Origin of the sequence: Flavobacterium olei (assembly GCF_039749035.1) — a bacterium.
Classification (GTDB): Bacteria; Bacteroidota; Bacteroidia; order Flavobacteriales; family Flavobacteriaceae; genus Flavobacterium; species Flavobacterium olei.
In genome coordinates this window covers 36,974-48,758 of the sequence record NZ_JBDKWC010000007.1, presented here as the reverse complement: position 1 = coordinate 48,758, position 11,785 = coordinate 36,974, and the positions used below count along the sequence as shown (strand labels likewise).

Genomic DNA, 11,785 nt, shown 5'->3' with positions numbered 1-11,785 from the left:
GGATATAAGATTAGAAAATTTGCAACCTGATTGTTTTTATCATATCTATAATCGGGGGATAAATGGCGGTAAAATATTTGAAGAAGAAAAAAATTATCTTTTTTTCATGAATAAATTTTTACAGTATTCTAAGGATGTTTGTAACTTATATGCCTACTGCCTGATGCCTAATCATTTTCATTTTGTTATTAAAATAAAATCATATAATGAATTATTGAAATGCTTCGAAGAAAAAAATCACAAATTGACTGAGTCTGGACTACATTCAATCCAAAATTTGCCTAGTAAACAGTTTAGTAAATTTTTCAGTTCATATACGCAGGCATTTAACAAACTTTACAACAGACATGGCGCTTTACTGGAATCACCATTTAAGAGAAAGAAAATTGTGTCGGAGCGATATTTGAAAAATGTAATTATATATGTACATCAAAATCCGATTGATATTCATGAAAATTTTAAATCGTATAAGTTTTCTTCATATTTAACAGTTCTATCATCACTTAAAACAAATTTAATGAGAAATGACGTTATCGAATTGTTTCAAAGCTCTGATAATTTTGTTTTTGTCATCAGATTCTGATTAATGTAGATTTATAGTACTTATAAAAGCGAAACCTTTGTCAAAGTTTCAAACTTTGATAAAGGCTGAGTGAATTTGAACTTTCATTAACAGAGTAAAAATGATTGAAATCGTACATATTTGGTAAACAAAAATACAAACTCTCTATTGCATTTACTTTATTTGCTAAATTTATCATTTCAACAAATTATCTACCCAAAAAGAAAACCACATGCATTCAAAATTTCTCAGCCTTTTTGTAATCTTATTATTCTTAGGGAATATGGGTTATGCTCAAAAAGACAATTCATTTAACATTAAGAAACAATTAGATTATTGCGTCTCACAGGCTTCTAAAACATTACAGGTAATTCCAAATGATGGCACTTCTCCGAGAACAATCCCGAATGGAAGTAAAGACTGGAAATTTGTCGGTTACAAAGACTGGACAAGTGGATTCTGGCCTGGCGAACTTTGGTTTTTATATGAAGCCACGGGCGATAAAAAATGGGAAAAGGAGGCAGACAAGTTTACTCGGTTTTTAACGCCATTATCTGTGAGCAAAGCAAATGACCATGATTTGGGTTTTCAGGTATTCAATAGTTTCGGAAACGGATATCGCCTGACCAAAAATCCCGATTATAAACAAATCATTTTAAAGACTGCAGATACTTTAGCAACACTTTTTAATCCAAAAGTGGGAACAATCCAGTCCTGGCCGCATAATAAAATGGGCGGTCATAATACGATTATCGACAATATGATGAATTTGGAGCTGTTATTTTGGGCATCTAAAAATGGAGGAAATAAAAAGCTGTACGATATCGCAGTAAAACATGCTGAAACCACTATGAAAAATCATTTCAGACCTGATAATACTTCATATCATGTTATAATTTATGATTTTGAAACCGGTAAAAAAATAAAAGGCAAAACTGCGCAGGGATATAGTGATGATAGTATGTGGGCACGTGGTCAGGCGTGGGCAATTTATGGTTTTACAATGACTTATCGGGAGACGAAAGATTCTAAATTTTTGGATTTTGCGCATAAATTAGCGCGAGTTTATCTCGATAAATTAACAACAGAAGATTTGATTCCCTATTGGGATTTTAATGCACCTAATATCCCGAATGTACCCAGAGATGCTTCGGCAGCTGCTATTGTTTCTTCTGCACTTTTAGAATTAAGTTCATATACAAAAGATAAGAATTTAAAAAATGAATATGTGTCAAAAGCTAAAAAAATGATCTCTTCGCTTTCTTCTGATTCATATCAGAGCCGGGATGTTAATTCGGCTTTTTTATTGCATTCTACCGGACATAAACCAGCGGAAAGCGAAATAGATTGTTCTATAAATTATGCAGATTATTACTATCTTGAAGCATTATTAAGACTTCAAAAATTAAAATAAAATGATATGAAAAATAAAATCGCCTTAATTGTCTTGGTGTTACTATCAACACTTTCGTTTGTAAGCTGTAAAAATACCAAACAGAAACTGCAGGAATTTGTGGTTACTTATAATAAAAACATTGCTCCGGGTTTTAGGGCAGAAAATGTAACACTTACGACAGCAAGAGGTTATATCAACGATAATAAAATCGAATTGAGATTTGAAACCGATCTGGAACCAAATGAATTGAATAAATCTGCTGCCGTGGCCTCTTTTCCTAAATTGATAAAATTAATGATAGAGAAAGATGAAATTCCAAGACAATTAATAGAAGAAGGAATTCAGTTTGATGTTTATTTTCTGGCAGATGACAATACTGTTTTAGATAAACAAGTTCTAACAGGAGAATCGCTAAAAGATTTCTTATAAAATAATTAGTTTCTCAAGTTGAATTACGAAGTTTGAATTCTTACATATTTAAAGTCTCTTTCATTAATTTAAAGAGACTTTTTTTATGATTTATGATTGTTTCTAAAATTTAATAAAAAGTCTGTTCTTACAAATTAAGATTGATTTTGTTGTAATCAATTTGTAGTCAAATGTTTGAGTTGTTGTTTTTCTATTTAAATTGTTGTTTTTATGTGGTAAATTAATTATGTTTGAGTTAAAAATTAACTATAAAACCAATAATTTATGAAAAAAATTACCCAAATCGCATTCGCGTTTACTTTTGCATTGTTTATAATAAGCTGTAAAAATACCAAGCAGAAAATTCAGGAGCACGTAAGTACTTACAACAATTCTTCTTCCATAAAAGGCAATGGTATTACCAGCACAACCGCAAAAGCTTTTCTAAATGACAATAAAATCGAAATCCGAATTGAAACCAATTTAGAAGAAAATGACGCAAACAAATTAGCCTACAAAGAATCTTTTCCGGATTTATTAAAAGAAATGATCAAAAATGATCAGATTTCATCATCTCTTGTTGCAGAAGGTGTAAAGTTTGATGTTTATTTTTTAGCCTATAATAATGCCATCCTCGCTCAGAAAGTGGTAGATCAGCAAGAAATTGCAGCCTTAGAAGGAAGTGCTTCAGAGAATAAGGAAACTGCAAAATTGTAATTAATAAGAATTAAAAAGAAGAAGCCTCTTTATGATCTAAAGAGGCTTTTTTTTGTATTACGAAAATTGAGTAACATTTTTGAGATTATCAGGAAAGTACATGTCAGATAAACTGGCAAATTCGTCTCCACGCATAAAGATATTAATATCTACATCTGCAAAACTGCTTTTTCCTGCCGCAGCCAAAAGTTCATTGGCAGAATGCAGTGTGTTTTTATGAAAATGAAATACTCTCTCCGATTTATCGGTAACCACAAGACCTTTCATTAGCATTTTATCCTGAGTCGCAACTCCGGTTGGACATTCATTATTATGACAACGCAATGCCTGGATACAGCCTAAAGAAAACATAAATCCTCTGGCACTGTTACACATATCGGCACCAAGTGCAACAGCATGTAAAATAGAATAGCCGGATATAATTTTTCCACTTCCTATAATGCGCATTTTATCTCGAATTCCTAATCGGATCAGCGTCTGATTAACAAAAATCAAAGCAGGCTCAAAAGGCATTCCGACTCCGTCTGCAAACTCAAGTGGTGCAGCTCCCGTGCCGCCTTCGGCTCCGTCAACGGTAATGAAATCAGGGTAAATGTTTTCTGTAATCATTTCCTGGCAAATTGCTTCAAATTCTGCCGTATTTCCTATACATAATTTGAAACCAATTGGTTTTCCGTTAGACAAATCACGTAATTGTTCTATAAAATGAACTAGTCCTTTCGAGTCAGAAAAAGCGCCGTGTCCGGGAGGAGAAAGAATCATAGTATGAGGCACAACACCTCTTATTTTAGCAATTTGTTCTGTGTTTTTAGCAGCCGGAAGTACACCGCCGTGACCTGGTTTTGCTCCTTGCGAAAGTTTAATTTCAATCATCTTCACATTTGGAAGATTTGCTTTTTCAGAGAATTTCTCCGGACTGAAATTTCCTTCCGCATCGCGGCACCCAAAATATCCGGTACCAATTTGCCAGGTAATGTCTCCACCTCCGGCAAGGTGAAATTCCGTTAACCCGCCTTCTCCTGTGTTCTGGTAGAAATTTCCTTTTTTAGCACCAATATTTATGGCACGGACCGCATGTTCGCTTAACGAACCAAAACTCATTGCCGAAACATTGAATAATGAAGCAGAGTAGGGCTGTTTGCAGTCTTTTCCGCCCACTAATACACGGGGCAATTCTTCGTTTACTTTTGCCGGGAATATAGAATGCTTTATTCCTTCGTACGTTTCAGTATTTAGATTTTGCTGTGTTCCAAAAGGAGTACTCGAATCAATATTTTTTGCTCTTTGGTACACCATAGAACGCTGATTTCTGGAGAAAGGTTTTCCGTCTGTCGATCTTTCAATAAAATATTGTTGAATTTCCGGCGCAATCATTTCGAACAAATATCTAAAATAACCCAAAACCGGAAAGTTTCTTAATATAGCATGCTTTTTTTGAGAAGCATTATAAGCGCCGACAATTAGCAAAATGGGTAAAATAATTACGAGTAAAAAGCCTCGTTCTGTGTAATAATAAACGGCAGCAACAATTAGAAACAATAAGAATCCGTAAATAAAGAATTTCTTTCTCATGTTTTTATAAAATTAAATAGGTAATAAATGCAATAATCAATTGAATCTTAAACGAACGTAAACGTGTTTAATTCCTTTTTTGTCTGATTCTCTTTCGTCGATTTCTAAAATATCAGTAAGAGATTTTAACATCGGTGTAAGTTTCGAATAACCATAATTTCGAGGATCAAATTCAGGTTTTTTCTTCACAATCAGGTTTCCGACATCTCCTAAAAATGCCCAGCCATCATCATCTTCAATGTCTGTGATAGTATCTTCTATAAGTTCAATGGTTTGTTTGTCTACTTTATGCAACGCTTTTTCGGTAGGTTTTTCGACCGGCTTTTTAACATCGGCCGCAACTTTAACTTTCTTTTTCTGAATGGCTCCATCCAAAACTTCGATATAAATAAACCGGTCACATGCTACAATAAAAGAATTTGGTGTTTTCTTTTCTCCGATTCCAATTACTTTCATACCCGATTCACGAAGTCTGATAGCCAATCTTGTAAAATCACTGTCACTGGAAACGATGCAAAACCCGTCCAGTTTTCCGGAATAGAGTAAATCCATGGCATCAATAATCAAAGCAGAATCAGATGAATTTTTCCCGACTGTATAACTATATTGCTGAATAGGAGTAATAGCATGTTCTAATAAAACACCTTTCCAGCCATTTGCATTTGGTTTTGTCCAATCCGCATAAATTCTTTTCGTTGTTGGTGTTCCTAACTTGGCAATTTCCTCCATCATGCCTTTTACATTACTGTAAGGTACATTATCGGCATCAATCAGAACAGCCAGTTTTAAATCTCTTGAAGTGCTTAAAGGCATTATTTTAATATTAAAAATTAAATACTCTCAAAGTTAAAATTAAAATTGGTTTTTATAAGAATCGATTGGTGAATTAGTGCTTAAATCTACATTAATTATTTTCATTATAAATAAGTTTGAATTCATAATAAATTAATTAAAGATAAATTTGTCTTTTATATAAGATCTCTATATCTTTGTAGAGAATTTAAAACGGATGTATGTTTTCAAAAGCCTGTGAATACGGAATAAGAGCCTCTATCTTTATTGCTACAAAATCTTCAAAAGGAATTAGGGTAGGTATAAAAGATGTCGCCAAAGAAATTGATTCTCCGGAGCCTTTTACTGCCAAGATTATGCAGATTTTAACCAAAAACGGAATTATTCATTCGGCAAAGGGAGTAGGTGGCGGTTTTGAAGTTTCGAATGAAGCTGTAAAATCAATAAAATTAATTCAGATTGTAGACGCTATCGACGGAAACAAAATTTACAGTGGCTGCGGAATCGGACTTAAAGAATGCTCAGAAGAACATCCTTGCCCAGTTCATCATGAGTTTAAAAAGATAAGAGGCCTTCTTTTAGAAATGCTGACCAAAACAACTTTAGAGCAATTGGCATCAGACGTAAAATCTGGAGATTTCTTTCTCAAAACATTAAATATAAACGATTAATAATAAATAAATACCTAACAAAATGAATACAAAAACCAAAATTTCGCTATTGATCCTAATGGGATTTTTAACAATAACTTCTTGTGGCAAAAAAGAAACAGCTCCAGTAGAAGAAACAACGGAAGTTTCTACAGAAGGAGAAGCTGCGCCAACAGCGGTTGCAACAGAAGAAAATGTTTTAGTGATTGAAGGAAATGACCAAATGCAGTTTAGTGTTAATGAACTGAAAGCAGTTGCAGGGAAACCAATTAAACTGACTTTAAAACATGTTGGAAAAATCCCTAAAGAAGCAATGGGACATAATCTGGTAATACTGAAAGAAGGAACCGACCAGGCAGCTTTTGCTTTAAAGGCAAATGATGCCAAAGCAACAGATTATATTCCGGAATCTGAAAAAGCTTCCGTTATTGCACACACTAAATTATTAGGTGGCGGAGAAGAAGATACAATCGAATTTACAATTGATAAAAAGGGCTCTTATCCTTTTATCTGCTCTTTCCCTGGCCACGTGGCTATGATGAAAGGTGTATTAATTGTTGAGTAAATAATAAAGACTCCAAATAGTGAAAAAGATTTGGAGTTTTTTTAAACACTAATAAAAGATAAAAATGTCTTTTATTGATAATTTTCCCCAAGAAATGAAAAGAGAAAAAAAATTATGGATTGTTTTTGCATTGGTAATGAGTGTCTCATTTGCAGTGCTTGGTTATTATGGATATGAAATCTATCAGCAGGCGCCGCCAGTGCCTAAGGTTATAGTAACCGATTCCGGAAAAGTTGTTTTTAGTGAAAACGAAATTAAGGACGGACAAAATATCTGGCAGAGTATAGGAGGTCAGGAAGTAGGATCGATCTGGGGACACGGCGCATATGTTGCTCCCGACTGGACCGCAGATTGGCTGCACAGGGAAGCCATTTTTATACTGGATCAATTTGCGCAAAAAGACTTTGGTAAAAAGTTTAAAGAACTAGATACTGAAAAACAGGCAGCTTTAAAAATTCGTCTGCAAAGAGATGTACGAACAAATCGTTACAATGCTGATACCGGTGTTCTTACGATTTCTGAAAACCGTCTTGCTGCTATCGAAAGTTTAAGCGAATATTATAAAGGTCTTTTCACAAATGATCCAAAATTTGATACACTTAGAGAACAATATGCAATTCCGAAAAACTCTGTCAAAGACTTAGAAAGAATGCATAAAATGAATGCGTTTTTCTTTTGGGCAACCTGGGCTACGGTTACCAATCGTCCGGATGCTTCTATATCTTATACGCACAACTGGCCTTCGGATGAATTGGTTGGTAATACTGCAACGACTGAGCTTTTGGCATGGTCGGGAGTTAGTATTATTCTGCTGATTTTAAGTGTGGGAATCTTAGTTTTTTATCATGCAAAATCCGGAGAAGATGAAGAGTTTCCGCTTCCAAAAGAAGATCCGATTATCAAACAGGGCAAAACGCGCTCGATGGGCCTGGTTACCAAATACTTCTGGATTGTAAGTTTGCTGATGATCTTACAAATGGCATTCGGAATCATTACAGCGCATTATGGAGTGGAAGGAAATGGATTGTACGGAATTCCAATCGACCAGATTCTGCCTTATGCTGTAACGCGAACCTGGCACACGCAATTAGCAATTTTCTGGATTGCAACAGCATGGCTGGCAACCGGATTGTACATTGCACCGGCGGTTTCGGGAAAAGATCCTAAATTTCAGTGTTTTGGTGTTAATTTCTTATTTATCGCTTTACTGATAATTGTGCTGGGTTCTATGGCCGGACAATGGTTTGGAGTCATGCAAAAACTAAATCTGGTTCAAAATTTCTGGTTTGGGCATCAGGGTTACGAATATGTTGATTTGGGTCGTTTCTGGCAGGTTTTCCTTCTTATCGGATTGTTTTTATGGCTGGCATTAATGGTACGCCCGTTACTTCCGGTATTAAAGAAAAAAACAGAAGAAAAAAATCTAATCATTTTGTTTTTAATTTCCTGTACGGCAATCGCTATGTTCTACGGAGCAGGATTAATGTGGGGAAGACAAACCAATTTAGCAATCGCAGAATATTGGAGATGGTGGGTTGTACATCTTTGGGTTGAAGGTTTTTTTGAAGTTTTTGCAACAGTTGTGATCGCATTTTTATTTGTGCGCCTGGGATTGTTAAAAACCAAAACTGCCACGTTAAATGTACTGTTTGCTACAATTATATTCATGTCGGGCGGAATTTTAGGCACATTCCACCACTTGTATTTCTCGGGTACACCGACTGCAATTATGGCGTTGGGCGCAACCTTTAGTGCATTGGAAGTGGTGCCCTTAACCTTAATCGGATTTGAAGCTTATCAAAATTATAAAATCTCCAAATCAACCCACTGGATTGCCGATTACAAGTGGCCGATATATTTTATGATTTCTGTAGCATTTTGGAATTTCCTCGGAGCCGGAATTTTCGGATTTATCATTAATCCGCCAATCGCACTTTATTATGTACAGGGTTTAAATACAACGCCTCTGCATGGTCATACTGCATTATTCGGAGTATACGGAATGTTAGGAATTGGATTGGTTCTTTTTGTTCTGAGAAGTTTATACCGAAATGTGAGCTGGAATAATAAATTATTGAAAATTACATTCTGGTCCTTAAATATTGGCTTATTTCTAATGGCAATTTTGAGCTTGCTTCCAATTGGAGTTTGGCAGGCAATTGAAAGTATCAATCACGGAATGTGGTACGCTCGTTCATCAGAACTGATGCAGCAGCCGGCAATGATTACATTAAAATGGCTTCGTGCCATAGGAGATTCGATTTTCGGAATCGGCTTTATTACAATGGCATGGTTTGTATTTGACCTGACATTAAAAAACAAAAAATAAAACACCTTAAAATTTGATTATCATGGAAAATTTAAAAAACAAAACAATCGGATCATTTGTCGCCGACGATTTTAGAACAGCCGCCGTATTTTCTAAATATAAAATTGATTTTTGCTGTAAAGGAAACAGAACAGTTACCGAAGTCTGCGAAAAACACAATATAGATGCAGACACCTTACTGCAAAGTGTTTACGAAGTTTTACAATCTGAAAATAACGGAAGCATCGATTTTAATTCCTGGCCGCTGGATTTATTAGCAGATTATATCGAGAAAACGCACCATCGTTATGTAGAAGAGAAATCGAATGTCCTGCTTCCTTTTTTAGATAAATTATGCAAAGTACACGGAGCAAATCATCCGGAGTTGTTTAAAATAAATGAACTTTTTAAAGGTTGTGCAGAAGAATTATCGCAGCACATGAAGAAAGAAGAGCTTGTTTTGTTTCCATTTGTAAAAAGAATGGTAAAAACAAAAGAGTCAGACGGGATTTTGCAGCAGCCATCTTTTGGTACGGTTTCAAATCCGATTGCGATGATGATGCACGAACACGATAATGAAGGCGAGCGTTTTAGAGCCATTGCCGAATTAACGAATAATTATACACCGCCCGCAGATGCCTGCACGACTTACAGAGTAACTTTTGCAATGCTGAAAGAGTTTGAAGAAGATCTCCATAAGCATATCCATTTAGAAAACAACATCTTGTTTCCAAAAGCGGTTGCTTTAGAAAAAGATTTTGTTGAAGTACAATAAAGAGTAAATTTTAATAGTTGGAAAGCATCGGTAAAAGTTTCTTAGGATAATTATCGGTGCTTTTTATTTTAAAATATGCTATTTTTAGCAGCATTAGTTATACTCAAACCAATACGTAGAAAGCCATGCGCTTACAGATCAATTTTTTCTTGTGTTTAAAAGACTAACATTATGAATTCTCAAAAAAGCTGGATACTCTGCTGTTTTTTTAATTTCCTGATTGCTTGTTTATTTGGGTTATTAATGCGTTTTATGTACCTGTTTCCGATCAATTTTTTAAACTATAGCTTCCTGCTTCATGTGCATTCTCACGTTGCAATGTTGGGTTGGGTTTACTTAATTCTGTACGTTTTAATTGTGCATTTTTTTATACCGAAGGAAAAAAGGCGAAAACCAGTTTACAATCGTTTGTTTTGGTTAACAGAATTTTCTATTGTCGGAATGATGATTGCCTTTCCAATTCAGGGATATGCTCTGTTTTCAATTGTATTTTCTACCTTACATATTTTATTAAGTTATATTTTTTGCTATTTGGTTTACAAAGACAGTGTGAGGGATCAATCGCCCCCACACCGACTTATAGCAGCTTCGACAGGATTCATGATTTTGTCAACTTTCGGAGTCTGGTGCCTTGGGCCTGCAGTAAGTATGTTAGGAAAACAAAGTGCTTTTTACCAGATCGCTATACAGTTCTTTCTTCATTTTCAGTTTAACGGATGGTTTATATTGGCCGTTTTGGCTCTGTTTTTAAAGCAGTTTCAGAGTAAAATTGATGAGGTAAAATTTAAGATGTTCTATTTATTAATAATCGTTTCCGTATTGCTAACTATGGCGTTTCCAGTACGATGGTTTATTGAAAATAGTATTCTTAACTGGATAAATTCGTTAGGTGTCTTAATTCAATTAACAGCTTTTATTTATTTTTATAAAATGCTTCAGCTTCAAATTAACCATTTCAAAAGTACTCTTGATCGAGCAACAAAAATGGTGTATGCTCTCGCTGTATGCTCGTTGTTTTTAAAAATCGGAATTCAAGTATTAACGATTTTCCCAAATCTTGCTGAGGTTTCACATCAAATCAGAAATCTTGTAATCGGCTTTATACACTTAACGACTTTAGGTATTATAACCGGATTTTTATTTGGCTTTTTACTTCAGAATAAAATACTTTCGGCTCATTCCCGACAACTAAAAATTGGAGTATTTTGCTTTATTTTCGGATATATTGCTACAGAATTTTTATTGTTTATACAAGGTTTGCTTTTGTATAGTGGAGAAAAAATGATTTCCGGATATTATCAGAGTATTTTTGTTTGTAGTATATTTTTAGTTTTAGGATTGGTTCTAATTATGGCATCTCTAATAAATAAAAAACAAGAGCCAATTCAATAGTGAATCTACTCTTGTCTCTTACTAATCAACCTATTTACTCTTTATATTTTTGCTGCTTCATTATTTATAGCTTCGATAGTTTTCTGGTTATTTACACCTAAACCTTCCTGCTGAAAAATTAATTCTCCTTCCGGATTAAATACACTTATAATATTCGAATGAGAAAAATCTACCGGCGATATTTTTTTGTAATTTACAGCCAGAACTGCTGCAAATTCGCGGGTATTTTCTTCAGATGAACGGAGAAAAATCCAGGGATCCTGATTCATTTTATTTTCAATAGCAAAAGATTTTAGTCTTTTCGGAGTATCTGTTTTCGGATCAATACTTACCAGAATTAGTTTTACATTCTGCTTTGTATTTTGGCTCAGTTTCGATTCGATATCCCTCATATCGGCAACCAGTCTCGGGCAGGCAGATTTGCAGCTGGTGTAAATCATAACCATAACCAAAACGTTTCCTCTCAGGCTTTTTAATTCGATATCTTTCCCGTCCTGATTGGTCCATTTAGCAGGCAGATTGTAAACAGATAAGTCTGTGATTTCCTTTTGTGTTGCTGGTTGTGTTTCCTTTTTATCTGACTGTTTACAGCTGTAAAGCGTTATCAGAAGAGTTAAAGCAAGTATTGTTTTTTTCATTTCAGACTAA

11 protein-coding genes are annotated in these 11,785 nt (G+C 34.7%); 8 read left to right on the top strand and 3 right to left on the bottom strand.

Annotation, left to right across the window (positions count from 1 at the left end):
• The first annotated feature begins 794 nt into the window (after nt 1-794).
• The 3 genes from ABEB31_RS18120 to ABEB31_RS18110 all read left to right on the top strand — a co-directional run bounded on the left by ABEB31_RS18120 (nt 795) and on the right by ABEB31_RS18110 (nt 3,083).
• Nucleotides 795-1,976 carry a glycoside hydrolase family 88 protein gene (locus ABEB31_RS18120; RefSeq protein ID WP_347053067.1) on the top strand — a complete coding sequence of 394 codons (1,182 nt, stop codon included), beginning with the start codon at nt 795-797 and terminating at the stop codon, nt 1,974-1,976.
• A 6-nt stretch (nt 1,977-1,982) separates the two neighbouring features.
• Nucleotides 1,983-2,387 carry a hypothetical protein gene (locus tag ABEB31_RS18115; protein WP_347053066.1) on the top strand — a complete coding sequence of 135 codons (405 nt, stop codon included), beginning with the start codon at nt 1,983-1,985 and terminating at the stop codon, nt 2,385-2,387.
• 264 nt (nt 2,388-2,651) lie between these two features.
• The gene (locus ABEB31_RS18110; protein WP_347053065.1) at nt 2,652-3,083 is read left to right on the top strand and encodes a hypothetical protein; all 432 of its coding nucleotides are present in this window, start codon (nt 2,652-2,654) and stop codon (nt 3,081-3,083) included.
• A 57-nt stretch (nt 3,084-3,140) separates the two neighbouring features.
• On the opposite strand, the gene ABEB31_RS18105 is transcribed toward ABEB31_RS18110, so the two are convergent.
• Both ABEB31_RS18105 and ABEB31_RS18100 read right to left on the bottom strand, forming a co-directional pair.
• Nucleotides 3,141-4,655 (bottom strand): FMN-binding glutamate synthase family protein, encoded by a 1,515-nt coding sequence (locus ABEB31_RS18105; protein WP_347053064.1) that lies wholly within the window; start codon nt 4,653-4,655, stop codon nt 3,141-3,143.
• 36 nt (nt 4,656-4,691) lie between these two features.
• Nucleotides 4,692-5,468 carry an NYN domain-containing protein gene (locus tag ABEB31_RS18100; RefSeq protein ID WP_347053063.1) on the bottom strand — a complete coding sequence of 259 codons (777 nt, stop codon included), beginning with the start codon at nt 5,466-5,468 and terminating at the stop codon, nt 4,692-4,694.
• A 200-nt stretch (nt 5,469-5,668) separates the two neighbouring features.
• Between ABEB31_RS18100 and ABEB31_RS18095 the strand changes: the two genes are divergently transcribed.
• From ABEB31_RS18095 to ABEB31_RS18075, 5 genes are all read left to right on the top strand, one after another.
• Nucleotides 5,669-6,118 carry an RrF2 family transcriptional regulator gene (locus tag ABEB31_RS18095; RefSeq protein WP_347053062.1) on the top strand — a complete coding sequence of 150 codons (450 nt, stop codon included), beginning with the start codon at nt 5,669-5,671 and terminating at the stop codon, nt 6,116-6,118.
• A 22-nt stretch (nt 6,119-6,140) separates the two neighbouring features.
• Nucleotides 6,141-6,662, top strand: a complete 522-nt coding sequence (gene azu, locus ABEB31_RS18090; protein WP_347053061.1) for an azurin — start codon at nt 6,141-6,143, stop codon at nt 6,660-6,662.
• A 94-nt stretch (nt 6,663-6,756) separates the two neighbouring features.
• Nucleotides 6,757-8,991, top strand: a complete 2,235-nt coding sequence (locus tag ABEB31_RS18085; RefSeq protein ID WP_347053060.1) for a nitric-oxide reductase large subunit — start codon at nt 6,757-6,759, stop codon at nt 8,989-8,991.
• A 22-nt stretch (nt 8,992-9,013) separates the two neighbouring features.
• Nucleotides 9,014-9,745 (top strand): iron-sulfur cluster repair di-iron protein, encoded by a 732-nt coding sequence (gene ric, locus ABEB31_RS18080; protein WP_347053059.1) that lies wholly within the window; start codon nt 9,014-9,016, stop codon nt 9,743-9,745.
• Nucleotides 9,746-9,916: 171 nt separating this feature from the next.
• Nucleotides 9,917-11,137, top strand: a complete 1,221-nt coding sequence (locus ABEB31_RS18075; protein WP_347053058.1) for a hypothetical protein — start codon at nt 9,917-9,919, stop codon at nt 11,135-11,137.
• Nucleotides 11,138-11,178: 41 nt separating this feature from the next.
• Here ABEB31_RS18075 and ABEB31_RS18070 read toward each other — a convergent pair whose 3' ends face one another.
• Complete coding sequence (locus tag ABEB31_RS18070; RefSeq protein WP_347053057.1) at nt 11,179-11,775, bottom strand: SCO family protein; 597 nt, start codon at nt 11,773-11,775, stop codon at nt 11,179-11,181.
• Nucleotides 11,776-11,785: the final 10 nt, after the last annotated feature.

Coding starts and splice junctions, on each gene's coding strand:
- ABEB31_RS18120 (WP_347053067.1), top strand. CDS start 795: ATGCATTCAAAATTTCTCAGCCTTTTTGTAATCTTATTATTCTTAGGG.
- ABEB31_RS18115 (WP_347053066.1), top strand. CDS start 1,983: ATGAAAAATAAAATCGCCTTAATTGTCTTGGTGTTACTATCAACACTT.
- ABEB31_RS18110 (WP_347053065.1), top strand. CDS start 2,652: ATGAAAAAAATTACCCAAATCGCATTCGCGTTTACTTTTGCATTGTTT.
- ABEB31_RS18105 (WP_347053064.1), bottom strand. CDS start 4,655: ATGAGAAAGAAATTCTTTATTTACGGATTCTTATTGTTTCTAATTGTT.
- ABEB31_RS18100 (WP_347053063.1), bottom strand. CDS start 5,468: ATGCCTTTAAGCACTTCAAGAGATTTAAAACTGGCTGTTCTGATTGAT.
- ABEB31_RS18095 (WP_347053062.1), top strand. CDS start 5,669: ATGTTTTCAAAAGCCTGTGAATACGGAATAAGAGCCTCTATCTTTATT.
- azu (WP_347053061.1), top strand. CDS start 6,141: ATGAATACAAAAACCAAAATTTCGCTATTGATCCTAATGGGATTTTTA.
- ABEB31_RS18085 (WP_347053060.1), top strand. CDS start 6,757: ATGAAAAGAGAAAAAAAATTATGGATTGTTTTTGCATTGGTAATGAGT.
- ric (WP_347053059.1), top strand. CDS start 9,014: ATGGAAAATTTAAAAAACAAAACAATCGGATCATTTGTCGCCGACGAT.
- ABEB31_RS18075 (WP_347053058.1), top strand. CDS start 9,917: ATGAATTCTCAAAAAAGCTGGATACTCTGCTGTTTTTTTAATTTCCTG.
- ABEB31_RS18070 (WP_347053057.1), bottom strand. CDS start 11,775: ATGAAAAAAACAATACTTGCTTTAACTCTTCTGATAACGCTTTACAGC.